At 66.3% G+C, this 24,116-nt stretch carries 20 protein-coding genes; 7 read left to right on the top strand and 13 right to left on the bottom strand.

Annotation, left to right across the window (positions count from 1 at the left end; all coding sequences use genetic code 11):
* Positions 1–2: 2 nt before the first annotated feature.
* Entirely contained in the window at positions 3–1,211 is a 1,209-nt protein-coding gene (locus tag IU448_RS14510) for a hypothetical protein (RefSeq protein ID WP_195056024.1), read from the bottom strand.
* 187 nt (positions 1,212–1,398) lie between these two features.
* Between IU448_RS14510 and IU448_RS14505 the strand changes: the two genes are divergently transcribed.
* Positions 1,399–1,974, top strand: a complete 576-nt coding sequence (locus tag IU448_RS14505; protein WP_195056023.1) for a TerD family protein — start codon at positions 1,399–1,401, stop codon at positions 1,972–1,974.
* Positions 1,975–2,180: 206 nt separating this feature from the next.
* Positions 2,181–3,290, top strand: coding sequence for a DUF475 domain-containing protein (locus IU448_RS14500; protein ID WP_195056022.1), 1,110 nt, complete (start codon positions 2,181–2,183; stop codon positions 3,288–3,290).
* A gap of 57 nt (positions 3,291–3,347) precedes the next feature.
* On the opposite strand, the gene IU448_RS14495 is transcribed toward IU448_RS14500, so the two are convergent.
* The 5 genes from IU448_RS14495 to IU448_RS14475 all read right to left on the bottom strand — a co-directional run bounded on the left by IU448_RS14495 (position 3,348) and on the right by IU448_RS14475 (position 9,537).
* A complete protein-coding gene (locus tag IU448_RS14495) occupies positions 3,348–5,354 on the bottom strand; it encodes a copper-translocating P-type ATPase (protein ID WP_195056021.1) in 2,007 nt (668 codons plus the stop codon).
* A 654-nt stretch (positions 5,355–6,008) separates the two neighbouring features.
* Complete coding sequence (locus IU448_RS14490; RefSeq protein ID WP_416382993.1) at positions 6,009–7,304, bottom strand: MFS transporter; 1,296 nt, start codon at positions 7,302–7,304, stop codon at positions 6,009–6,011.
* Complete coding sequence (locus IU448_RS14485) at positions 7,301–8,428, bottom strand: PLP-dependent cysteine synthase family protein (RefSeq protein WP_195056020.1); 1,128 nt, start codon at positions 8,426–8,428, stop codon at positions 7,301–7,303. Before IU448_RS14485 ends, IU448_RS14490 begins: the two co-directional genes overlap by 4 nt.
* A 105-nt stretch (positions 8,429–8,533) precedes the next feature.
* Positions 8,534–8,911: a hypothetical protein gene (locus IU448_RS14480; protein ID WP_195056019.1), complete on the bottom strand. Its 378-nt coding sequence runs from the start codon at positions 8,909–8,911 to the stop codon at positions 8,534–8,536.
* A gap of 419 nt (positions 8,912–9,330) precedes the next feature.
* Entirely contained in the window at positions 9,331–9,537 is a 207-nt protein-coding gene (locus tag IU448_RS14475) for a heavy-metal-associated domain-containing protein (RefSeq protein WP_195056018.1), read from the bottom strand.
* 189 nt (positions 9,538–9,726) lie between these two features.
* Between IU448_RS14475 and IU448_RS14470 the strand changes: the two genes are divergently transcribed.
* Complete coding sequence (locus tag IU448_RS14470; RefSeq protein WP_195056017.1) at positions 9,727–10,155, top strand: transcriptional regulator; 429 nt, start codon at positions 9,727–9,729, stop codon at positions 10,153–10,155.
* A gap of 14 nt (positions 10,156–10,169) precedes the next feature.
* On the opposite strand, the gene dnaB is transcribed toward IU448_RS14470, so the two are convergent.
* The 5 genes from dnaB to rpsF form a co-directional block, all read right to left on the bottom strand.
* On the bottom strand, positions 10,170–12,800 hold the full coding sequence (gene dnaB, locus IU448_RS14465; RefSeq protein ID WP_195056016.1) for a replicative DNA helicase: 2,631 nt from the start codon (positions 12,798–12,800) through the stop codon (positions 10,170–10,172).
* A 652-nt stretch (positions 12,801–13,452) separates the two neighbouring features.
* Entirely contained in the window at positions 13,453–13,908 is a 456-nt protein-coding gene (gene rplI / locus IU448_RS14460; protein ID WP_195056015.1) for a 50S ribosomal protein L9, read from the bottom strand.
* A gap of 18 nt (positions 13,909–13,926) precedes the next feature.
* A complete protein-coding gene (rpsR, locus tag IU448_RS14455; RefSeq protein WP_195056014.1) occupies positions 13,927–14,178 on the bottom strand; it encodes a 30S ribosomal protein S18 in 252 nt (83 codons plus the stop codon).
* Between the two features lie 55 nt (positions 14,179–14,233).
* A complete protein-coding gene (locus tag IU448_RS14450; RefSeq protein WP_195056013.1) occupies positions 14,234–14,776 on the bottom strand; it encodes a single-stranded DNA-binding protein in 543 nt (180 codons plus the stop codon).
* Positions 14,777–14,872: 96 nt separating this feature from the next.
* Positions 14,873–15,160, bottom strand: a complete 288-nt coding sequence (rpsF, locus tag IU448_RS14445) for a 30S ribosomal protein S6 (RefSeq protein WP_195056012.1) — start codon at positions 15,158–15,160, stop codon at positions 14,873–14,875.
* A gap of 293 nt (positions 15,161–15,453) precedes the next feature.
* On the opposite strand from rpsF, the gene IU448_RS14440 reads away from it, so the two are divergent.
* Positions 15,454–16,863 carry a glycosyltransferase family 87 protein gene (locus IU448_RS14440; protein ID WP_195056011.1) on the top strand — a complete coding sequence of 470 codons (1,410 nt, stop codon included), beginning with the start codon at positions 15,454–15,456 and terminating at the stop codon, positions 16,861–16,863.
* Positions 16,864–17,106: 243 nt separating this feature from the next.
* Positions 17,107–18,234 (top strand): nitronate monooxygenase, encoded by a 1,128-nt coding sequence (locus IU448_RS14435; protein WP_195056010.1) that lies wholly within the window; start codon positions 17,107–17,109, stop codon positions 18,232–18,234.
* Between the two features lie 384 nt (positions 18,235–18,618).
* Here the strand turns inward: IU448_RS14435 and IU448_RS14430 are convergent, their stop codons facing one another.
* Positions 18,619–19,407 carry a GntR family transcriptional regulator gene (locus IU448_RS14430; protein ID WP_195056009.1) on the bottom strand — a complete coding sequence of 263 codons (789 nt, stop codon included), beginning with the start codon at positions 19,405–19,407 and terminating at the stop codon, positions 18,619–18,621.
* Positions 19,408–19,506: 99 nt separating this feature from the next.
* Here IU448_RS14430 and IU448_RS14425 point away from each other — a divergent pair, with 99 nt between their 5' ends.
* Positions 19,507–20,880 carry an ABC1 kinase family protein gene (locus tag IU448_RS14425; protein WP_195056008.1) on the top strand — a complete coding sequence of 458 codons (1,374 nt, stop codon included), beginning with the start codon at positions 19,507–19,509 and terminating at the stop codon, positions 20,878–20,880.
* Positions 20,881–20,983: 103 nt separating this feature from the next.
* On the opposite strand, the gene IU448_RS14420 is transcribed toward IU448_RS14425, so the two are convergent.
* Positions 20,984–21,583 (bottom strand): GDSL-type esterase/lipase family protein, encoded by a 600-nt coding sequence (locus IU448_RS14420; protein ID WP_195056007.1) that lies wholly within the window; start codon positions 21,581–21,583, stop codon positions 20,984–20,986.
* Between the two features lie 118 nt (positions 21,584–21,701).
* Here IU448_RS14420 and IU448_RS14415 point away from each other — a divergent pair, with 118 nt between their 5' ends.
* Positions 21,702–24,086 (top strand): lysylphosphatidylglycerol synthase transmembrane domain-containing protein, encoded by a 2,385-nt coding sequence (locus IU448_RS14415; RefSeq protein WP_195056006.1) that lies wholly within the window; start codon positions 21,702–21,704, stop codon positions 24,084–24,086.
* Positions 24,087–24,116: the final 30 nt, after the last annotated feature.

Raw genomic sequence — 24,116 nt, 5'->3', positions numbered from 1 at the left:
TCTCATCCGTTTTGTCCAGTTTGTTTGCGCATTCGGTCCACCACACCCGCAATGAATTCGGTGATGGTGTCGAGTTCGTTCACATACGCCCAATAATCGGGGTGCGGCCCGGTCAGCGATCCGGTGACCCGGTCGAGCCGCTCGACCTGGGCGTCCAGAACCGAACCCCATTCAGCGACCAGTCCCCGTGAAACTGCCAGCATCTGCGCGTCCCGGAGCCGGAACCGCACAGCCTCCGCGCGTCGGCGCGGATCGTCTCGGACCGTACGCAACTCGGCCAGCCGTTTGGTTACGGCATCGACGAGTTGTTCGGCGTCGGCGAGATGACCGCGCGCAGTTGTGGTCAGGTCAAGGGCCAGCTCCGGGTTGTGCTCGGCCGCGGCGGCGCGGGCGCCGGCGAGGGCATCGTCAGCCGCGGTGATATGACGCTCACTTGCGCGCTCATTGTCGGCCAGATCAGCCGAACTCGCAGCATTGAACTCGCGCAACAGCGCAGAATACGCGGGCCCGAGCCGTTCGGCGCGGGTGCGCACCGCCGCGATCCGGGTGGTGACCGAGGCGATCGCGTTACGCGCCGCGCCGACCCGAGATGGCGCTTGGGCCAAAGCTTCCGACAACTCCGCCGTTACGGCGTCCAACTGGTTCGCCGCGGCCCGCACCCGGCCCCGCGCTTCCGCCGGAACGGCCTCGAGTGTGACCATCGCCTCATCGATCCGAGCGGCCGCGGCCCGCACCGACGGATAGCCGGCGTACTCCGATTCGGCCGCCTGCCCGCGTACCCGGGCCGCCTCGGTGGTGACGTGCGCGACCAGGTCCGGCACCGCACCGCGCACCGCGACGGCCTCGTCGAGCCGGGTGCGTTCACCGTGATAGAACCGGTCCACTTCCCGTGCCGCCGCGTGCAGCTGCCGCACCACGGTGTCCAGCCGCTCCTGCCGCCCCGGAATCCCGGCGCCGGACTGCTCGGACCGGCCGATCTCGTCGGTCAGCGCGAGATATGCCTCACCGGCGGCGTAGCACTGCTGCCGCACCGGCGCCCAGCGCCGGCCGAGTTCTCGTTCCGGAAAGATCTCCTCGGAGGCGATGGTGGCCGCATCCGCGGCCGATTGCCGGCGGTCCAGATCCAGGAATGCCGCCGTCAGCGCGGACCGTGCCTGTTCGAACCACGGATCCTCCCCCGACCGAAACCATCCACGCCTACGGCCTGCCACAGACCCGATGGTATGAGATCGGGGCCGGGGGCGTGCCGACGGCCGATACCGCAGGTGCAAGAGGGCTTCCGGGTCCGGATGGGCGCATGACGCTACGCAACTCCGCCGAAACCCACTACTGTCGTTTCCGTACCCGGCGATTTCGGACATGCTGGGAATCGCAGACAACTACGAAAGGGAATCCCGCATGGGTGTCAGTTTGTCCAAGGGCGGCAACGTCTCGCTGAGCAAAGCGGCTCCGGGGCTCACCGCGGTCGCCGTCGGCCTGGGCTGGGATGTGCGCACCACCACGGGCACGGACTTCGACCTCGACGCCAGCGCGATCGCCACCGGAGCCGACAAGAAGGTCGTGTCCGATAAGCACTTCGTGTTCTTCAACAACCTGAAGTCCCCCGAGGGCAGCATCGAGCACATCGGCGACAACACCACCGGTGAGGGCGAGGGCGACGACGAGGTCATCAACGTCGACCTGGCGAACACCCCGCCCACCATCGAAAGCATCTTCTTCCCGGTCTCGATCTACGAAGCCGACAGCCGGTCGCAGTCCTTCGGCCAGGTCCGCAACGCCTACATCCGCGTCGTGAACCAGGCCAACAACGAAGAGCTGGCCCGCTACGACCTGTCCGAGGACGCCTCCACCGAAACCGCCATGGTGTTCGGTGAGCTGTACCGCAACGGCGCCGAATGGAAGTTCCGCGCCATCGGCCAGGGCTACGCCTCCGGCCTGGCCGGTATCGCCCGCGACTACGGCGTCAACGTCTGACGACCCGCGCCTCCGGGTAGCGTGAGGGGGTCCGGTTACGGGCCCCCTCGTTTTCGGCCTTCCCAGCGAAGCGGAGGGGACAAATTGGACAAATAGGCGGTCGGCGGCAACGCTGGTGACCAATGGTGGTCCGTACCGCCGATCAGGTTTCTCGTTTTGGGCCGGGAACCGACCGCAGTCCGGCCACCGCACACGAAAGGTCTTGCGTGGTGCTGCGCATATTCGGTTTTTCCATAGTCGTCACACTCTTATCACTGGTAGTGGCGTTCCTGTACGGCGGCCCGACCGCTTTGGCGCTCTGCATCATCCTCGGCATCATGGAAGTGTCGCTATCGTTCGACAACGCCGTGATCAACGCCACCATCTTGGAGAAGATGAGTGAGTTCTGGCAGAAGATCTTCCTCACCATCGGCATCCTGATCGCCGTTTTCGGTATGCGGCTGGTCTTCCCGCTGGCCATCGTGTGGATCACCGCCGGACTCAACCCGGTCCAGGCCTTCGATCTCGCGTTGAACCCGCCCGCGGACGACGCCCCGTACTTCCCCGACGGCAGCCCCAGCTACGAAACCCTGCTCACCGACGCCCACCCGCAGATCGCCTCGTTCGGCGGCATGTTCCTGGCGATGCTGTTCCTGAACTTCATCTTCGCCGATCGCGAACTGACCTGGCTGTCCTGGCTGGAGCGCCCGCTGGCCAAGGTCGGCAAACTGGATATGGCGGCCGTGGTCGTCGCCGGCACCGGCCTGGTCCTGGCCGCGGAATTCCTCGCCGCCGACGACGATCGCTCCACCGTGCTGCTGGGCGGCCTGCTCGGCATGATCATCTACATCGCCGTCGACGGACTCGGGTCCATGTTCCACGCCGAGGAGCATGCCGAGGAAGCCGCCGGCGGCCCGTCCGGGCTGGCCAAGGCCACCGGTAAGGCCGGGTTCTTCCTGTTCCTCTACCTCGAGGTCCTCGACGCGTCGTTCTCCTTCGACGGTGTGATCGGCGCGTTCGCCATCACCTCCGACCCGATCATCATCGCGCTGGGTCTGGGCCTGATCGGCGCCATGTTCGTCCGGTCGATCACCGTCTACCTCGTGCGCAAGGGCACCCTCAGCGAGTTCGTGTTCCTCGAGCACGGCGCGCACTGGGCCATCGGCGCCCTGGCACTGATCCTGATCGTCTCGATCGGTGTGCACGTCAACGAGCTCATCACCGGCCTGGTCGGTATCGCCTTCATCGGCGCCGCGGTGATCTCCAGCATCCGCCGCAACCGCAAGGAAGGCGAATCGGAGAAACCCCTCACCTCGGAGCCCACTCCGGTCGCCTGACCGGAAACCGAACGACAGACGCGGGAGCGGACCATACGGTCCGCTCCCGCTCTCTTTTCACCGAGCCTCCACCCCGGCCGGTGCGTTCCGATTGCGCGGGCCGGCCAGGCGAGCAGGGTCGAGATCGAGTCGACGCAGCAGTTGGGCGTTCAACGCGACGACAATGGTGGAAATCGACATGAGCACGGCGGCGACCGCGGGCGAGATCGCGATACCGGCGAACGCCAGCACACCCGCGGCCAGCGGGACGGCGATAACGTTGTATCCGGTGGCCCAAAGCAGGTTCTGCCACATCTTCCGGTAACTCGCGTGGGACAGTTCGATAATCGACAGCACCGCGCGCGGGTCGTTCGCAGCGAGTACGACCCCGGCGGATTCGATGGCGACATCGGTACCGGCACCGATCGCCACGCCGACATCGGCGCGGGCCAGAGCGGGAGCGTCGTTGACCCCGTCCCCCACCATCGCCACCTTGTGCCCGCGATCGTGCAGTTCGGCGACCTTCGCGTCCTTGTGTTCGGGCAGCACTTCGGCGAACACCTCGTCGATACCCAGATCGGCGGCGACGGCATCGGCGACCTGACGGGCGTCGCCGGTGATCATCGCGACGGTCACGCCGCGGTCGTGCAAGGCGTCGACGGCCCGGCGGGATTCCTCGCGGACGGCGTCTTCCAGTGCGACAGCGCCGAGTACGCGCTCACCGCGGACGATATGCAGCACCGAGGCGCCGCGTCGCACCCAGCCGCGGGTGACGGCGGCGACGTCCTCGGGTACCGGCAAACCGGAATCGGCGAGCATGGCCGGGCCACCGACGGTGACCTCGGTACCGTCGACGCGGGCGCGGACCCCGCGGCCGGGTAGCGAGCGGAAGTCGGTGGCCGTGCGCCGTTCCGACTCGGGAACACGCGTTTCGGCGGCGGCGACGATGGCTCGTGCGAGCGGGTGTTCGCTATCGGCTTCGACAGCCGCGGCGAGCGCGAGCAGATGTTCTTCGCTGATGCCGGCGGTGGCGGTGACCCCGGTGAGCTGGTGCCGTCCCTGGGTCAAGGTGCCGGTTTTGTCGAACAGCACCACGTCGACGGTGCGCATGTGTTCGAGCGCGAGCCGGTCTTTGACCAGCACCCCGGCCTGCGCCGCGCGTTCGGTGGAGATCGCGATGACCAGCGGTATCGCCAACCCCAGGGCGTGCGGACAGGCGATGACCAGGACAGTCACCGTACGCACCACCGCCTCGTCGAGATTGCCGAGCAGCGCCCAGATCGCGAAGGTCAGCACGCCGGTACCGGCGGCGAAATAGAACAGGAACGCGGCGGCTTTATCCGCCAGCGCCTGGGCACGGGAAGAGGAAGCCTGGGCGTCGGCGACCATGCGCTGGATCCCGGCCAGCGCGGTGTCCTCGCCGACCGCGGTGATCCGCACGCGCAGGGCGCTGTCGGTGGCGACCGTACCGGCGACCACGGTCTCGCCGATATCGCGGGTGACGGTCTTCGACTCACCGGTGATCATGGATTCGTCGACTTCGGCGCGGCCGTCGGTAACCGTGCCGTCGGCGGGTACCCGCGCCCCCGCACGCACCAGCACCAGGTCATCGCGAGACAGCTCGCTCAACGGGACCGCCACGAGCCCGTCGCCGGTGATTTTCTCCGCGGTATCGGGCAGCATCGCGGCCAAGGCGTCGAGTGCGCCGGAGGCCGAACCCAGCGCCCGCATCTCCAGCCAGTGCCCCAGCAGCATGATGACGATCAGCAGGGCCAGTTCCCACCAGAAATCCAACTCGAACCCGCCGAGCCCCAGCGTGGTGATCCAGGAGGCGACGAACGCGACCGTGATCGCCATCCCGATCAACAACATCATCCCGGGCCGGCGGGAACGCAGTTCGGTCCAGCCGCCGGTGAGGAAGGGCATCCCACCGTAGACGAAGATCACCGTCCCCAGGAGCGGCGGAATCCACGAGACCCCCGGAAAATCCGGCAGGTGGTATCCCAGCAAATCGGCGACCATATGGCTGAATCCGACGACCGGCACCGACAGGATCAGGCTGACCCAGAACCGGCGCCGGAACATCTCCCCGTGCGCCCCGTGCCCCGCGTGCTGATCATGCCCACCGCTCTCGGGGTGACCACCGTGCCCTGGGCGGCCGCTGTGCCCGGAAAGGACGTCAGATCCAGAAGCGGAGTCGTAATCCGGCGCAACGTCGTGTCCGGCAGAACCATCATGCCCGGGCCGGGCGGTGCGGCGGCCCGAAATATCCGGGGCCGGATTCGGTGCGGATACACCGCGATCGTGTCCGGCGGAGTCGATACGCCTGCGCTCGGGATGCGACATCGAGAAGCCTCCTGACTGTTCGACCGGAGCCTGCCTGTCCTCTCCATTCATCCTCCTCTCGACTCCGGCCGGCAGATCACCGCTGCCCGGAAGGCGCGCCGACCGCGCTGCCACGGCCCGGCAACGCAAGCGGCCTATCCGGCCGGTTCGCCGTGGTCACCGATGGTTCCGGGCGCCCGGCCTGCCCACTCGGTCCCGGTCCGCACCGGCCGAAATCGATACCGGAGCCCGCCGACACCGCGGCAAAACCCGAGCCCGCCGACACCGCGGCAAAACCCGAGCCCGCCGACACCGCGGCAAAACCCGAGCCCGCCGACACCGCGGCAAAACCCGAGCCCGCCGACACCGCGGCCCGCCCGGCCGGGCGGGCCGCGACCAACTCGGCCGCCGGGTTCAGCGGCGTATCGGACCTGCCGGTTCGCTGCCCTGCCGGTCGATACCAACGGGCACGCCGTCGCGGGCAATCTGTGCAGGCTGCGGCCGGTCGAGCCGATACAACGCCCAGGCCGCCAGCGCCCCGATGAGGCCGAGCCCGGCCCATACCGCCCAATCCGCACCGGCGGCACGTGCGGCCCCGACGATCGCCCCGGTTGCGAGGTTGCCGGCCAGAATGCCGATTCCCACGATCGTGTTGTAGAAGCCGTAATGGGTGGCCACCAGTTTTCCGTCCGCGAGCGACACGACGGTATCCATTTCGAAGGGGAACACCGCGGCGGTTCCGACCGCGAGCAGCGCCGTGGAAATCAGTAATGCGACGACCGCGGCGGGGACGCCGAATCTTCCTGGCCCTGGCACCAGCAGCAACGGCAGGAACGCCGCGGCCGATATCCCCATACCGACCGCGAGGCTGCGCCCGGTTCCCCAGCGCGCCCGGAACCATCCGGTGATCCGCAACTGGCCGGCCACAGCGACCACACCGGAGACCACGAACAGCGCCGATACGAGCACCTGCGATTGTGCACCGGTCAGATATTCGGCCTGCAGCGGTAAGGCCAGATACACCTGGAACGACAGCACATACGAGCCGATCATCGTCAGCGAGAAGAGCAGGAAGCGGCGGTTGGCCGCCACCGTGCGCCAGTCCTGCAGGACCGAGGTCTGTTCGGTGATCTTCTGTTCGCGGCGCGCCGGCAGCGCGGACAGTTGGGCGACGGTCAAGACGGCGAACACGGCCGCCGCGGCCGCCGCGGTCACCCGGAAATCCAGGAACATCAATGCCAGGCCCACCAGCGGACCGGCCAGGATACCGGCTTGGTAGAAGATATTGAACACTGCGAACGCTTCTACCCGCCGCTCCCCGGTATCGGCCGCCAGATAGGCGCGGACTGCCGGGTTGAACAGTGCCCCGGCGAAACCTGTTGCGGCGGAGGCAATGAGCACCCCGGGCAGCGAGGTGGCGAACACCAGAAGGGCGAACCCTCCGGTACGTAACAGACATCCCGCGACGATCAAGGGTTTGTATCCGAGCCGGTCGGCGAGAGTGCCACCGATGAGGAACATGCCCTGCTGGGAGAAGTTCCGTACACCGAGTACCAGGCCGACCGCCCAGGCCGCCAAACCCAGCGGTCCCGCGAGATAGCCGGCCAGATACGGCATCAACATGTAGAAGCCGAGGTTGATACCGAACTGGTTGATCATCAGCAGCCGCGCGGCCAGGTCGAAGCTGCGGAAGCTCCTCAGTACGGTCACGATACGGCTCCTCCTGCCCGGTCGGTGGCGTACGGGTCGACGACGGTCGTGCAGCGGGTCCACGAGTGCACCACACGCTGTCCCGGTTGCGCGATAACGTCGGGTTCGATCGGCGGATCGGTATCGAGTAGGCCGTGCTCGCGGCAGTAGTCGTCGTTGTAGACGGTGTCGAAGTAGCGCTGCGGCCCGTCCGGGAACACCGCCGCTATCCGGGTGCCGGCCGGCCGGGTACGTGCGACCCATCCCGCGACCAACGCCACGGCCCCCACACTCCAGCCACCGCTCGCATAATGCGTACCGGCCAGCGCCCGGCACGCCCAGACGGCTTCGGCCGGTGCCACCCAGTGCACTTCACGAAAGGCCGAGTAATCGACGTTACGCGGGAAGATGCTGGACCCGAGCCCGCGCATGATCCGCGGTCCGGCGGGCTGGCCGAAGATCGTGGAGGCGACCGTGTCCACGCCGATCAGCTGCAGGTCCGGGTTCGCTCGGCGCAGCACCCGCGCGACACCCGCGGAGTGACCGCCGGTGCCGACGGCGCACACCAGCACATCGACCACGCCCAGCTGCTGTATCAGCTCCCGCCCGAGTGATTCGTATCCGTCGATATTGTCCGGATTGCTGTACTGGTCGGGGCACCAGGCCCCGGGCTCGGCCGCCATGAGTTCGGCGACCCGCTCACGGCGTGCCTGTTGCCAGCCGCCGCTGGGATGCGGTTCGGCCACCAGTTCGACCCGCGCACCGTAGGAGGCGAGCAGGCGGTCCACGATCGGTTCGAGCCCCGGATCGGTGACCACGGTGACGGGGTGGTGGTACACGGCCCCCGCCAGCGCCAACCCCAACCCGAGAGTGCCACTCGTGGATTCGATGATGCGGGAACCCGGTGCCAGATCTCCGCGTTCTTTCGCCCGGCGGACCATGTGCAGGGCGGGCCGGTCCTTCATCCCGCCGGGGTTGAAACCTTCGAGTTTCGCCCAGAAGCCGCGGCCGGCGGGTGCCAACGGCTCCCCCACCCACAGAACAGGGGTATTGCCGACAAGCGAACTCGACTCCCGCGCCGGAGCAGGCGGGGTGAGCACAATCGAAGCAGGTTCGGCCGACTTGCCGAACACGGTGTCGTTCACGATTTATCGCTTTCTGTATCCGCACCGCCACACAAGGCGGTCGAGACGATGAGCGGGCAGCGGACACCGGCCGACGACAGGATGTCTCGGCCTGGCGCTGGCCGATCAGCGTCGGGAGATACAGAAATTCGTGAGAATCGCTTGCCCGTTCAACACGGGTAAGCCGCCCGGCGGACCGCGGATCCCGCGCGTACCGATGGCGGCCGGGGAGACCGCGGCGACGGTGGCTATCCCGATCAGCGCCATCAACAGCAACTGCTGGACGGTCGCGCCACCGGAGGGCAGCACCGATTTCTCGACGCAGTGGATCATGTGCTGATCACAGTGATCGAAGTGACCGCTCATACCGTGCAGGTGCCCTGTGTAGGCGCTCCCGACGGCCGGCGCAGCCGCCGCGGCAACCGGACCGCTGTGCTCGTCTGCCAGGTGAAAGGTGCAGTCGAAGATCGGGGCGATGAGCAGTACCGCCATCGTCAGTGCCACCGATACACGGCGCAGCCGAGCGTGAATATTCACCGCGGAGCACTCGGATCCGGGCAGCGAGGGCCCCGAGTCGGTGCATCACCGTCCAGAAACAGTGCGCTGCGATACCGGACGTGATCGTCACGTTCACGCTGTCCATCGACGTGTACGAATATCCCGGTTGCCACCGCACCACCTCCTTCTCTTCGCCCGAATGTTTCTCGCGGCGAGGCCGTATCGGCGTAGTAAACCGCAACGGCCGCAAAACAACCTACTCGCCACCCCCATCCTGACCCGCCAACCTGTGACCAGGCCAACCGGACGCACCGGCCATGGGAAGTGCACCTCCGGTACGCGGCGACCGCTCGGCGCCACATACCGGAGGCGTTCCGGCCCCGACGTCTCGGTCGAGGCGTGGAGGAGCTCAGCTGAGGGCTTGCTCAGGCGACGACTCGGTAACCGGCAGCTTCCACAGCGTTCCTGATGGCATCGCTGCCGACCGCGCCCTCTGCCTCGACGGTGACCCGGCCGGTCGCCGGATCGGCGTCGACTCCGGTCACACCGGCGAGGGCGCCGACCTCCTTCTTTACTTTGGAAGCGCAACCGCCACAGGTCATTCCGGTGACGGTGATGATCGAGGTACTCATATCGTTTCCTGTCGATCTGTTGAATCCCGCGGAGCCGTCCGAACTCGTGACGACCGCCCGCGGGAGGGACTCTTCCATAGATACAATACCCCCGTTAGGTATGCAAACGGCGGACAAGCGGCCCGGGCCCCCGAGGCGACACAGCCGGCGCAAGCACCGACCTGCTACAGGTTGTAGTAAAAAGGAGAGGTGGCGAAACGTCCCTCAGCAGCAGCGGTGGCGCTGTGGGGCGCCCTGACCTCGGCAGCGATCGGGTGCGTTGCGATAGGCGGGTGGCAGTGGTCCCGACTCGAGAGCTCCGTCGGTATCGACCACAACGCCGGCTACGTGCTGCTGTGGCCGGTATTCGGCGCATTCCTGTTCGTCGCCGGCCTGACCTGGCGACGACTTACACGAGCAGCTACCGGATCCGCACACACCACGGCTGCTCGTCTCGAAACCCTGGCGAACCGGGAACTGCCGCCCGGGCTGCTCCCCGCTCGCATCAGCACGATCCCGGAAACCGACCACGCAACCACCCGCTACAACGCCTATCTCGCCACCTTGAACGATCGCGAACTGCAACAACAGCTACGCGCGGCCGGCCTCGACAGTGCCTGCCGAGGCCATGGCGATTGACCCACGCGAGCCCGTCAGCCCCGTGCCATATCGACGAACCTGGACAGGTGGAGCTGGTGTGCGACGGTGATGGTCGCAGTCGGCCCGTTACGGTGTTTGCCGAGGATGAGGTCGGCTTCGCCGCCGCGCGGGTCGTCGCGTTCGAAAGCGTCCGGCCGGTGCAACAGGATAACCATGTCCGCATCCTGCTCGAGCGAACCACTTTCGCGCAGGTCAGACACCTGTGGACGCTTATCCGTGCGCTGTTCGGGCCCGCGGTTCAACTGGCTGATCGCGACTACCGGAACTTCGAGTTCTTTGGCCAGAAGTTTGAGATGTCGCGAGAACTCGGAAACTTCTTGTTGCCGCGATTCGACCTTCTTACCGGACGTCATCAACTGGAGGTAATCCACCACAACGAGCTTCAGATCGTGCCGCTGTTTGAGCCGCCGCGCCTTCGCCCGGATCTCCATCATCGTCAGGTTCGGTGAATCATCCACGAACAGCGGCGCCTCACTGATCTCACTCATCCGCCGCGCCAGCTTCGTCCAGTCGTCGTCGCTCATCCGCCCGGACCGCATATCCCCGAGCTTGATCTTCGCCTCCGCCGAGAGCAGACGCATAACGATCTCGGTCCGGCTCATCTCCAGCGAGAAGATCACACTCGCCAGCCCGTGCCGAATCGAGCAACTGCGCATGAAGTCCATTCCCAGCGTCGAATTGTGGGTCGGGATCATGGATCGTCCGGCCAGGTACATGTGTGCACCGTTGTCCACCTCGACACATCGGACCGGAACCGAATCGACCCGGCGGACATCGACGATGAACCTCGAGTCAGCTCGCGACTCGCGGCCCGCACACCGTTCCTTGTGCAGTGCTGCCTTCCGATAAAGCCCGAATACGACATCGTCGGTGGAAAAAGTGAGTGTGTACGCAATAGACCGCTGCGGATTTCGGCCGGCGACAGATTTTGTCGAAACGCCACAACTGTAGCCGAGGCCGACCACGAGCTCGCGAACGTCGAAGAACAACCGCTCGTCGGTGACGGAAAACTGAACGCAACCACTCTGGGTCACCGTCCCGTCCGTATCGAGCAGCCCGGCCAGCAGAGCGCGGCGCTGGGCTTCCGATGACCGCTGATACTCCATGGGGATGTGTTTGGAGCCGAGTACGCCGATCGTACGAAGACGCGCTTGAAGGCTGCCCACTCGGTTGCGGCACTCCTGGCACATCCGCAGACCTATCGACGGGCCGCCACAGCGAGGGCAGGTCGGCGCAGCCACCGGCGCGGAAACGAACCGTACTCGGCCACCGCACGAACGGCCGCAGGTCCAGACCTCGCTGGTGAACGGTACGAAGGACGTGCCGCATACGATGCAGACTCGCTCAGATATCGGCTCGTCGTCCGGCAGACGCAATTGATAGCGGATTTTCGCCGTGGGGGACGGCACCGCAACGATTCCTTCCCCCTCTATACGGGCAATGATCTCAGGATCGGCAGAGGTGATCTGCGCGGCAGCTGTCGTACCGTCCCCCAGCCAGGCACCGAGTGTGTACGGCGGGACGAGGAAATCCCGCTCGGGTAGCTGCAATGGCTCGGAGTTGGTCACCGAGTGGTTCAGTCTGCGGTCGGCCGTTGCGCATCGGAGTGTGGCCGCGATCTCGCCGGTGGTCCGGACCTCTGCGAAAGTGCGCTGGTTACGTTGTCGGTTGCGACCGTCGGCCGCCTGTTGTGCGCAACGTCGCGACGCTCGCGTTTCGGTCAGCCACAGATGCTGTTCGTCGGCAACGATCACGGTGCCATCGGAGAACTCGACCTCGTAGCAGGGCCGATCGACCATCACTTCGGTCGCCGCGACAACCCGGGTGGGCCGGCCTTCAGCGTCGATGAGTTCGTCCCCCGCCTGAATCTCGCCCATGGTGGTCCAGCCCGTCGGGGTCGGCAGGGGCGTGTCCAGCGCCAGCGCCTTACCCACACCCGGCCTGGCCGCGACGATGATCATCTGCCCGGGATGCAGGCCGTTGGTGAGCTCGTCGAGTTCGGAGAAGCCGGTGGGGACGCCGAGGGAGATACCGCCGCGGGAGGCGATGGAGTCGATTTCGTCCATGGTGGGCTGGAGGAGGTCTTCCAGCGGGAGGAAATCTTCGGAGGTCCGACGTTCGGTGACCTCGTAGACCTCGGCCTGGGCGCGGTCGACGACTTCGGCGACATCCTGACCGTCGGCGCCGGCATAGCCGTATTGGACGATGCGGGTCCCGGCTTCGACCAGGCGGCGCAGGATGGCTTTCTCGGCGACGATCTCGGCGTAGTAGCCGGCGTTCGCGGCGGTGGGAACGGTCTGGGTGAGCGTGACCAGATAGGGTGCGCCGCCGATACGCTTCAGCTCGCCACTGCGATCCAGCCCGGCGGCGACGGTGACCGGGTCGGCCGGTTCGCCCCGACCGTAGAGATCGAGGATCGCATCGTAGATCGCCTGATGAGCCGGCCGGTAGAAATCGCCGGAGCGCAATACCTCGACGACATCGGCGATGGCGTCCTTGCTGAGCAGCATGCCGCCCAGGACCGACTGTTCGGCGGCCATATCGTGCGGTGGCTGGCGCCCGAAATCCTCGCCGGGCGGCTCGGGTGGGAAATCCGTGTGCCCGCGGTCATCGACGACTGCCATCAGACTCGACCGTCCTCTCCTCCAGACCGGACGCACCCTCGTGCCCGAATGGTTCTACCGCACGGGTCCGACAGTTCCGCCGGGGCGGGAAGCGTCTATGACCAGTGCCCAGACATCCCAGCTATCGCCCGGATAGATCCGTTCCGCAGGCTTCCGGCGGAAGCGTCGACGGGGTGCTGCGATGAACCTAGGCGAGGTTCTATCCACATGCCAAACAGCCCTGTGGATAGAACTGTGGATAACCTGGGGATAGTTCACCCATTGTTGTGTACTACCTGTGGACAACCTGGGGAAAACGCAGGTCAGAACGGGAAAATACCCAGCTAGACCAGGGTTTCCGCCATCAACACTGTGTGGATAAACAAAGCCTCGGCGTGTCGGGGTTGTTGAACATCCGGGCGTGTTGAGTTGACAGACAGACGAACAGTTATGAGCTGGGTCACAATACGTCCGGTTGGTTTTGTCATTGATCCACAGGATCCACACCCTGTGGATAACGCGGACACACCGAAGAGGGACCGCGACGACGCGGCCGTCGGCGGCTATCCGCCAACAGATTCAGCAAACAGCTGGCTATCTCCCCCGAAAAGAGACACCGACCGGAGACCACGCGACTGCGTGGTCCCCGGTCAGAGCGTGTCGATAACCGCGGTCAGCCCGCGGCCACGACCTCCAAGACGAACTTCGCGGCGACATCAGGGTGCAGGTGCACCGTGACCTGATGCTTACCGGTGGCCTTGATATGCGACTTCGGCAGTTCGATGCTGCGCTTGTCCAGCACCGGCCCGCCGGCCGATTTGATCGCCGCGGCGACATCGGACTGAGTGACCGAACCGAACAGTTTGCCGGTGCCGGCGGTCTTGACCGACAGGGAAACCGACTCGAGGTTCTCGATCGCCTGCTTCAGTTCGCCGGCATGGCCGAGGTCACGCACCCGGCGGGCCTCCTGGGCCCGGCGGATTCCGTCGACCTGCTTCTGGGCACCACGGGTGGCGACGATCGCCAGCCCACGGGGCAGCAGGTAGTTACGGCCGTAGCCGTCCTTGACCTCGACAGTGTCGCCGGGAACGCCGAGATTGTCGACGTCGGCAGTCAGGATGAGCTTCATATGCTTGACCGACCTTTCTCAGCGAGCCGTCGAAACGTAGGGCAGCAGCGCCATCTCACGCGAGTTCTTCACCGCGATGGCGATATCGCGCTGATGCTGCACGCAGTTGCCGGTAACCCGGCGGGCACGGATCTTGCCGCGCTCACTGACGTACTTGCGCAGCAGCGGCGCATCCTTGTAGTCGATATTGACGGTACCGGTCTTGCTTTCTTTGCAGAAAGTGCAAGCCTTCTTCTTGAGCACCTTTTCGCGCGCCGGTGCCTTGGCCATTTTCGTTCACTCCGTTTTCTTGGTGACCCGCCGACGCGGGTCGATGCGGGCCGTCTCAGAACGGCGGTTCATCGTCCATCCGGCCGCCGCCCCCGAAGGAGCCGGCCGCGGGCGCGCTACCCCACGGGTCTTCCGCTGCGCCCTGATCGGACCGTCCACCGCCGCTGTTGCCGGCGTTGTAGTTTCCACCACCACCGCTGTTGGAACCGAATCCACCACCGCCACCGCCGCGGCTGGTCTTGTTGACCTTGGCCGTGGCGTATTTCAGCGAGGGGCCGACCTCGTCGACCTCGAGCTCGACGACCGTACGCTTCTCACCCTCGCGGGTTTCGTAGGAGCGCTGCTTGAGCCGTCCGCTGACGATCACCCGGGAGCCTCTGGTCAGACTTTCGGCGACATTCTCCGCCGCGTCGCGCCAGATATTGCACCGCAGGAACAGTGCCTCGCCGTCTTTCCACTCGTTGGTGTTCCGGTCGAAGATGCGGGGCGTGGAGGCGACGGTGAAATTCGCCACTGCCGCGCCCGCGGGCGTGAATCGAAGCTCGGGATCGGCCGTCAGATTTCCGATGACCGTGATGACGGTATCGCCTGCTGCCATGGTGGGTTCCTCCTGCTCGGTGTGCAGTCCGAGTGCACTCGCTGTTTGCGCTAGAGCCTAGAGACAGACTCCGACGAAACCGCGGTACCGCCGGAACTACTTTTCGTTGCGCAGAACCTTGGTGCGCAGCACCTGCTCGTTGAGGCCCAGCTGGCGGTCGAGTTCGCTCACCGTGGCGGGCTCGGCGGTCAGATCGATGACCGCGTAGATGCCTTCGGCCTGTTTGCGGATCTCGTAGGCGAGACGCTTACGGCCCCAGATATCGACCTTGTCGATTTTCCCGCCCTCGGTGCGGACAACGTTGAGCATATTTTCCAGGGACGGCCCGACGGTGCGCTCGTCCATGCTCGGATCGAGGATGACCATCACTTCGTAATGACGCACGAACCAATCACCTCCTGTGGTCTGGATTCGGCCACGGACGGTCCGTGGCAGGAGGTCGTCGCGTCAGCAACCGGGCAAGAGTACCTGAGGGGACCGGTCACCACGAAATCGATCCGGCGGACTGTGCAGCGGTACTCCGGACGCCGTGGAAGGCGATTTCCCGGTACCGGGAAAGAAGTGGAATTCCCCGGCCGGTAGGGCCGGGCTCGACCAGGTTCACTGCCCGTGCCGCGGGTCCCGGGGCCGGTTCTCGGCCGCTCTTTCCCGCACCGGCGACCACTAAGGTGATCGGTATGTCGATCGGAGCGGCCGCGCGCACGTTCGTGGCCGATCGCGTTTCCCGGCACACGGCGGCGATTGCGGCGGTCGGGCTGTGCGCGATGACACTGACGGTGGCGTTTCTCAACAAGGCACGTTGTGCCGGAGCGCCTTTCCGTTCCGACGGCCGCAGTATCGCGTTCGACTACGTGAAGGATTCCCGCGTCTGCTACTCCGATATCCAGTTCCTCTGGCTGGGGCGCGATATCGATCAGCATATTTTTCCGTATGTCCACGGCGGTATCACTGCCGACGGTTCGCTGATCGGCGGGGCCGTGGAATACCCGGTGCTCAGCGGACTGCTGATGTGGCTCGGTGCGCTGGGCGCCCACAACGATGCCGTGTTCCTACTGCATTCGGCATTGCTGCTGGCTCCGTTCGCCCTGGTGACGGCGTGGCTGCTGGGCCGGATCGCCGGGCGGGCCGCGCTGCTGTGGGCGGTGGGGCCGCCGCTGGTGCTCTACGCATTCCACAATTGGGAACTGCCGGTGGTGTGCACGACCGTGGCGGCGATGGCGGTGATGGCGCCGAACCGGTGGCCGGTGCGGTCGCGGGCGATATTCGCGGCGATACTGCTCGGGCTCGGCTTCTGTTTCAAGATCTATCCGGCCATATTCGTACTTCCGCTCATGCTGTATGTCCTGACCGGCGGCGACCGGGGGCCCGCGGAAAACGGCCGAACCCGCCTCGATATCCGGGGCGCGCTGTGGACCGGTGCTGCCGCGGCGGCCACCGTACTGGTGGTCAATCTGCCCTTTGCGATCGCCGGATACGACGGTTGGCGAGCGTCGATCGAATTCCAGCAGCAGCGCCAGGCCGATATCACCACGAACTCGATCTGGTTCTGGGGGCTGCGGCCGTTGTTCGGCACCGATCGGGTCGGTATGGCGGCATTCGCCGATACCGTGGCGATCGCGTCGCCGATGTTGATCGTCGCCTCGTTCGTGGCGGCGTTGTGGATCGGGCGCCGCCGATATCTCGAAACGGGCGTGTATCCGTGGATCGGTGTCAGCGCGGCGATGCTGTGTGGATTCCTGCTGTTCCACAAGGTGCATTCCCCGCAGTACACGCTGTGGTTGATTCCGTTCCTGGTCGTGCTGGCCGTGCCGTGGCCAGTGGTGTGGAGTTATCTCGTCGCCGATATCGCGATCGGGGTGGGCGTTTTCCGCTATTTCTACGCGATGGGCACGGGGCGTTCGGTCGAGGTGATGGAAGCGGTGGTGCGCTTCGGGGTATGGGGCCGGGCCACGCTGCTGGTGTTCCTGTTCGTCTTGTTCCTGAAGGTTCCGCCGCGCAAACACCGCGAGCGGGCGGTACCGGCCGAGGCGCCGGTGGCCGGGGGCGAACCCGGGCCGGCGATCGCACCGGCGAATCGGTTCCAATAAAACTAGAACGTGTTACATTCTAGGCATGGCACCTGTCGGATCCGTGCGCACGCACCGCCCGTACCCCTGGCACGCGGCGCATTCGGGTGTGCGAGGTGACAGCGGCCGGATCAGCCGCCGCGCGGCAACAACCATTGAGCATGAGCGAGGGCCCTGCGTGGTTACGCTTCGCTACCGCCTCCGGGCCTGACTCGCTCATGCCGTTATGTAACTTGTTCCAGGCATAGGGAGACCAGCAGCGCCATGCGTACCGATATCTGCGACCGGCTGGGGATCGAGTTCCCCATATTCGCCTTCACCCACTGCCGCGATGTGGCGGCCGCGGTCAGCAACGCCGGTGGTCTCGGCGTACTCGGGGCGGTCGGATTCACGGCCGAACAGCTCGAGGTCGAACTGGCCTGGCTCGACGAACACGTCGGCGACAACCCCTACGGTGTCGACCTGGTGATCCCGTCCAAGTACGAGGGCAAGGGCATCGACGGGCTTTCCCCCGAGGAGCTCGAGGCCGAACTTGCCAAGCACGTCCCGCAGGGCCATCGCGATTTCGCCGAGAAGATCCTGTCCGATCACGGTGTGCCGAAACTTCCCGAAGAGGAAGTGCACCCGCAGCTGCTCGGCTGGACGGCCACCACCGCGGCGCCGCAGGTCGAGGTGATCCTGAGGCATCCGAAGGCGAAACTGGTCGCCAATGCCCTGGGCACACCACCCCCGGAGTTCGTCTCCCAGATCCAGGAGTCCGGCCGCCTCATCGGCGCGCTGTGCGGTTCGGTGAAGCATGCGCTGAACCACAAGGACGCGGGCCTGGACTTCGTGGTCTGCCAGGGCACCGAAGGCGGCGGGCACTGCGGTGAAGTGTCCTCACTGGTGCTGTGGCCGCAGGTCATCGACGCCGTTGGCGATCTGCCGGTGCTGGCGGCGGGCGGTATCGGCGACGGCCGCCAGGTCGCGGCCGCCATGGCGATGGGCGCTGCCGGCGCCTGGACCGGTTCCATCTGGCTCACCGTGGAAGAGGCCAATGTGCCGCCCGCCCAGATGCAGACCCTGATCGACGCCTCCAGCCACGACACCATCCGCTCCCGCTCCTGGACCGGTAAACCGGCCCGGATGCTGCGCAACGACTGGACCGATGCCTGGGAGTCGGCCGACAACCCGGATCCGCTGCCCATGCCGCTGCAGATGATGGTCGCGCTGGACGGTGTGAAACGCGGCCACCGTTACCCGGAGGCCGCCAAGGACGTGAACTTCAACCCGGTGGGCCAGATCGTCGGCATGATGAACAAGACCGAACGTTCGGCCGACGTGATGAACCGCCTCATCGAGGATTACGTCAACGCCTGCGAGCGCCTGAACAAACTCAACGACGCCGGGTAATTTCGGCGCCTTCGGCACCGGGGGTCGAGGCCCCCAGGCGTCGTGCGACCCTTCGAGGGCCGCGCTGAACTCGGCGCCGAGAATCGCGCACGGCCACGGCCCGCAACCGCGGGCCGGAAGGTCGTATTGTGCAGATTCGTTCTTTGATCCACGCCGATAGCGACAACCCATCCACCGCACGAACCGGTACGCGGCAACTGCTACCGAGTCCGGTGAGCGTCTCCGGGCAAGAGCCGCAGGAAACTCGTCGGCGGATGCCGAGTCCCAGCGATTTCCTGAAAGATTCGGCCCACGGCGTACTTCCATCCGGGATGCAGCGGACGTATGTGCCGGATTGCGGCACAGACGTGCCGTACCTGCGCCGGATGAGCGCTGGAGCGCAGCTCAGGCTGTGACAGCGTGGATCTCCGGCTGCCCTTGCGTGCCGAGGAGTTCCTCGAAGCGGTTGATCACCTTGTGGTGGTAGATCCCGAACAGGTCTTCGAACAGGGCCAGTTGCGCGGGGGACGGGCCGGATTCCGATTCCCATACCGCGATCAGCGCGCGCCAGACCAGGACGTGCAGATCGGCCGCGCCGGCGAAATATGCCTCGACGGCCTCCGGTACCTCGAGGACCATCTCGCCGATCGAGTTCAGGATTGCGCGCTGCAGGCTCGATTCGAGGGCGACGAGCAACCGTCGCACGATACCGATCTCGATGGCCAGGATGCGGCGGTGATCGGGTACGTCGGTGCGGGCCAGGGCTTCCAGCGCATCGACTTCGGCCTTGAGCTCGGCCAGATCGAAACCGGCGGCGACAGGGCCACCCGGCGCGGCGCCGGTGTAGGCGAGCAGCGCTTCCATGACGATCCCGCGCTCGACCTCGACGATATCCCGGAACATCTCGATCGCGACATCGGGCATCGGGATGGAGAAACGGAAGAGGTGCCGGTAGACGTCCAGCCCGCCGGCCGAACGCACCTCGCGGATGGTGAAGCCCTTACCGCGCCGGGCTTCCACGAAACCGTAGGATTCCAGCCGGCCGAGCGTGAGCTGCGCGGTGGCCCGGTTCATTTCGAACTCGTCGGCGACCTGGCGGACCGAGGGCATCAGCTCACCCGGCTGGTATTCCCCTGCGGCGACCCGCCGGGCCAGTTCGTCGGCGACGTCGGCGACCACCGTGCGGGACCCCATGGATACACCTCTCTCGGCAGTTGTTACGTCCCAGACAGTCTATGCACAAATATGCCAGACTGCACAGGAGAACAAGCGATTCGGTTCGGGATTGGGGATATGAGCAGTCGACGCGATTCGGGCGCGCCACCGGTACGCCCGGCGCTGCGCAGCGCCAAGCTCATGGCACTGCCGGTCGCCTATGCGGGCCGGCAGGCGGCGGGGGCGGGCCGCCGGGCGCTCGGGCGGCCCGCGCAGGAGGTGAACCGGGATATCCAGAGCCGCACCGCCGAGCATATGTTCGCGGTGCTGGGCGAATTGAAGGGCTGCGCCGCCAAGCTCGGGCAGTTGCTCGCGATCTATCAGCTCGCGCTGCCGCGCGATATCGCGGCGCCGTACCAGGCGGCGCTGGCCCGGCTGCAGGATTCGGCGCCGGTGATGCTGCCGGCGACCGTGCACGGGGTGATGGCCGCTACGTTCGGCCCACAATGGCGCGAGCTGTTCCGCGAATTCGACGATCGCCGGGCCGCGGCGGCCTCGATCGGCCAGGTGCACCGGGGGGTGTGGCACGACGGGCGCGAGGTCGCGGTGAAGGTGATGTACCCGGGCGCACGGACCGCGGTGGAATCGGATCTGCTGCAGTTGCGGCGGATTTCGATCCTGGCCTCGGTGCTGTTGCCGGGCGCGGATGTGAAATCGGTGACCGAGGCATTGTGCGAGAGCGTGCGGGCGGAACTGGACTACGCGGGCGAGGCCGAGAATCAGCGCACGTTCGCGGCCAGTTACCGCGACAGTGCCGAGTTCTATGTTCCGGAAGTGCTGGAACAGCGTGGCGATGTCCTCATTTCGGAGTGGGTGCGGGGCACGCCGGCGACACGGATCATCGGTTCGGGCACCCGGGAGCAGCGTGACCGGGTCGGTGAGTTGATGATGCGGTTCGTCCTCACCGGTTGGGATCGGCACGGGTTGTTGTACTGCGATCCGCATCCGGGCAATCTGTGGCTGCTGCCCGACGGCCGGCTGGGCGTGGCGGATTTCGGCGCCTGTGCGCCCTGGCCGCATCCCGGGTTCATCGATTTGGCCGTGCAGATGTGCGATGCGATTTTCAACGGCGGGCCGGCAGCGCTGGAAACGGCGGTGCGTACCCACGGCTTCGCGCTACCGGGCCGGGAGTTCGACGCGGTCGCGCTGGAATCGGCGCTTTCGGCATGTGGTGAGCCGGTCCGGCACGAACGCTTCCGGCTGACCACGCCCTGGTTGCGTAAGCAGGTGCTGCGCACCACGAGTCTGCGGCTGACCAATGTGATGCGGGAACTGACCCTGCCGCCCGACTGCACACCGTTCGCCCGTGCCTCGCTCACCATGGTCGGGACATTGAGCCAGCTGGAATGCGAATGTGATTACGGTGCCGAGCTGGTGCGGGCGGTACCCGAACTCGGTGCGGTCTTCGCCGGGGTGCGGGGCGGTTCCGTCTCGGGTGTCCCCGCGGGTTGAGTCACGGGGACATGGTGGCGGTGACCAAACCGCGCCGTCTGGGACGTTCGCCGACGCGGAACCGGCCTCCCGGAAACGCTGCCCTGGGCATCGGCCGCCGGGGTCAGTACCCAAGCCATTCCCGCCATACCGGCAGCACCAGTTCCGCGAACACGGCATATCCGGCCGCTCCGGGATGTGCTCCGTCCCCTGCCCGCACCTGCGCCGTCCACACCGGATCGGCCGCCAGTCGGTGACAACTGCTGACATAGGGAACGTCGTGTTCGGCACAGACCCGGCCGAATCGTTCGTCGAGTCCGGCGGTGCGGCGGTTGTGCTGCACATCGTCCACCGGCGGTGGGCCCACCACGAGGACAGGCCAGGATTCCGCGTGCGCGCCCGCGAGCATCTCGCGCAGATTCGCCACCGACGTGCCGGCGTCCACTCTGGTGCGGCCCTCGATCAGCATCGTGTCGTTGACCCCGAACGAGAACACCACCCGGCCCGCAACCTCGCGGGGCAGGCGCTGCCGGCATTCCGCCTGCCAGCGGCAGGCGATATCGGTCGAGGTCTGCCGCCGGACACCCAGGTTGTAGGCGGTCGGCGCCAAGCCGGCGGTGTACGCGTCGACCGTCAGTCTCCCGCTCCAGCCCAGCGCCTCGGTATCCCCTACCCCGGCGACGAGGGAATCTCCGACGAAACAGATGCGTAGGTCATTGTTCACCCGCAGATTCTGGCAGCGTGTTGGTGTGTATCGTCCGGCTCGGCCCCCTGCATACTCACGATCTGGTGTGTACGGGCGGCCGACCGGCTTCACCTCGATCCGAAAGTACCGATACGACATGCGAGTCGATGGGCGGGAGATCCCGGTAACGGGCAGCCTGCTACAACCGCTCACCAGGCGGACCAGCGATATTCTGCGTGTCGTCTTCGCGATCGCCGGCGTGGCCGTGGTCGTCGCCGGGTCGCTGATCACCCGGCCGGAATGGCTGGCGCTCGAACGTTCGGTGTCCAATATCGTCGGATTCCTCAATCCGGACCAATCGAACCTCGTCTACCTGCTGTACGGGATCGCCATCCTGATCCTGCCCTTCGCGATCCTGGTGGAACTGGTGTGGGGCGGGCAGTGGAAACTGCTCACCGGATACGCCACCGCGGGCCTGGTGGCGGGCCTGCTGTTGTCCATCACGCCGAACGGTCTGTCGGCTCCGCAGTGGCATCTGCAGGTGCCGGAGAATCTGGCCGACAAAACCTTCCTCCAGCAATTCCTGGACGATCCCCGCTGGATAGCCATGCTCGCCGCGGTGCTCACGGTTTCCAGCCCGTGGCTGCCGGTACGGCCGCGGCGCTGGCTGTGGGCACTGATCCTGGCTTTCGCGCCGATGCATCTGGTGGTCAGCACCGTCGTCCCGGCACGGGCCATGTTCGGTCTGGCCGTCGGCTGGCTGGTGGGTGCGGTGATCGTGCTCCTGGTGGGAACGCCGGCGCTGGAGGTTCCGCTGGACGCGGCTGTCCGCCAACTGGCCCGCCGTGGCTACACCGTCAACCGGCTCACTGTTGTCCGTCCGGCCGGTCCCGGCGCGCTGATGCTGTCGGCGACGATCGAGGAGCGCGAGCGGGCGCTGGTGGTCGAGCTGTACGGAAAGAATCAGCGCACACTCAGCGCGGTGCGCCAACTGTGGCGCCGGCTCACCTTCCGTTCTACCGAGACCGCACCCCTGCACGGCTCCATGCACCGCGCCGTGGAGCACCGGGCGCTGATGGCGATCGCGCTGGACGAACTGGGGGTGGCCGCGCACCGGCCGGTGGCGGTGGCGGGGTTGCCCCGTGGCTGGATGCTCTACGCCCACACCCTGCCCGCCGGGCGCTCGATCGAACAGGACCCCTCCGATACCGCCGCGTTGCGTGCGGTCTGGCAGGCGCTCACGGTTCTGCGGGAACGCGGAATCGCGCACGGCGAACTACGGCCCGCCGAGATCCGGGTGAGCGAGCGGGGCGCGGTATTCGGCGGTTTCACGGCGGCCGAATTGTGCGCCTCGGATGCGCAGCTGCAATCCGATATCGCCCAGCTGCTGGTCTCGATGACCGCGGTGTTCGGCCCGGCGGAAGCGGTCCGGTCGGCGATCGAGGTCCTCGGCGAGGAGACCGTGCTCACCGCTTCGCGTCGGCTCACCAAATTCGCCATGCCGCGCGGCATCCGCGTCTCGATCCCCGAATGGAAATCGGCGGTTACGGCGGCCCGCGACGAAGTGCGGACCCAAACGGGCCAGGACCGGATCGAGGCCGAACAGATCACCCGGTTCAACCGCAAGAGCCTGCTCCAGCTGGTACTGCTGATCGGCCTGGTCTACGTCGCCTACCCGTTCATCAGCGCAGTACCGACCTTCTTCACGCAGCTCCGGGAGGCCAACTGGTGGTGGGCGCTGGGCGGTTTGGCACTGTCCTCGCTGACCTACCTCGGCACCGCGGCCGCGCTGTGGGCCTGCGCCTCCGGCGTGGTGAAGTATTGGCCGCTGGTACTCATGCAGATCGCGAACACCTTCGCAGCCACCACCACACCGGCGCGGGTCGGCGGTTTGGCGTTGAGTGTGCGATTCCTTCAGAAGGGCGGCGTCGGCGCGGTCCGCGCCACCGCGGCGGTGGCATTACAGCAGGCCGTTCAGGTGTCGACCCATATCGGGCTGCTGGTGCTGTTCAGTGTGGCAGCCGGAACCTCGGCGAACCTCTCGCATTTCGTGCCCTCACCCACCGTGCTCTACCTGATCGGCGGCGTGGGGGTCGGCATCATCGGCACGTTCATGTTCGTGCCGAAACTACGCCGCTGGTTGAACACCTCGGTGTTACCCCAGTTGCAGGAGGTCATCGGGGAGCTGGCCCGGCTGGCCCGCGACCCGAAACGCTGCGCGGTCATCGTGCTCGGCTGCGCGGCGCTGACGCTGGGCCAAGCGTTGGCGCTGTGGGCGAGTGTGCAGGCGTTCGGTGGTGGCACGACATTCGTCACCGTCACCATCGTGACGATGATCGGCGGCACCCTGGCCTCGGCCGCGCCCACACCCGGTGGTGTCGGCGCGGTCGAGGCGGCGCTGATCGGCGGCTTGGCCGCGTTCGGCCTACCCGCCGAGGTCGCGGTGCCGTCGGTTCTGCTCTACCGGGTACTCACCTGCTGGATCCCGGTGTTCTGCGGCTGGCAGGTAATGCGCTGGATGACCGACAAGAACATGATCTGAGCTGTGTATATTGCGCCGCCTCCGGCGGCG

Origin of the sequence: Nocardia flavorosea (genome assembly GCF_015477805.1) — a bacterium.
Taxonomy (GTDB): Bacteria; Actinomycetota; Actinomycetes; order Mycobacteriales; family Mycobacteriaceae; genus Nocardia; species Nocardia flavorosea_A.
The sequence above is the reverse complement of the archived record's forward strand: the minus strand, read 5'-3'. Positions and strand labels throughout refer to the sequence as shown.

Bases quoted from the DNA above. Each gene is read 5' to 3' on its own strand.
- IU448_RS14430 (WP_195056009.1), bottom strand. From the start codon at position 19,407: ATGGGGTCCCGCACGGTGGTCGCCGACGTCGCCGACGAACTGGCCCGG.
- rplI (WP_195056015.1), bottom strand. From the start codon at position 13,908: ATGAAGCTCATCCTGACTGCCGACGTCGACAATCTCGGCGTTCCCGGC.
- rpsR (WP_195056014.1), bottom strand. From the start codon at position 14,178: ATGGCCAAGGCACCGGCGCGCGAAAAGGTGCTCAAGAAGAAGGCTTGC.
- IU448_RS14475 (WP_195056018.1), bottom strand. From the start codon at position 9,537: ATGAGTACCTCGATCATCACCGTCACCGGAATGACCTGTGGCGGTTGC.
- IU448_RS14495 (WP_195056021.1), bottom strand. From the start codon at position 5,354: ATGTTCCGGCGCCGGTTCTGGGTCAGCCTGATCCTGTCGGTGCCGGTC.
- IU448_RS14440 (WP_195056011.1), top strand. From the start codon at position 15,454: ATGTCGATCGGAGCGGCCGCGCGCACGTTCGTGGCCGATCGCGTTTCC.
- dnaB (WP_195056016.1), bottom strand. From the start codon at position 12,800: ATGGCAGTCGTCGATGACCGCGGGCACACGGATTTCCCACCCGAGCCG.
- IU448_RS14425 (WP_195056008.1), top strand. From the start codon at position 19,507: ATGAGCAGTCGACGCGATTCGGGCGCGCCACCGGTACGCCCGGCGCTG.
- IU448_RS14505 (WP_195056023.1), top strand. From the start codon at position 1,399: ATGGGTGTCAGTTTGTCCAAGGGCGGCAACGTCTCGCTGAGCAAAGCG.
- IU448_RS14435 (WP_195056010.1), top strand. From the start codon at position 17,107: ATGCGTACCGATATCTGCGACCGGCTGGGGATCGAGTTCCCCATATTC.
- IU448_RS14450 (WP_195056013.1), bottom strand. From the start codon at position 14,776: ATGGCAGCAGGCGATACCGTCATCACGGTCATCGGAAATCTGACGGCC.
- IU448_RS14415 (WP_195056006.1), top strand. From the start codon at position 21,702: ATGCGAGTCGATGGGCGGGAGATCCCGGTAACGGGCAGCCTGCTACAA.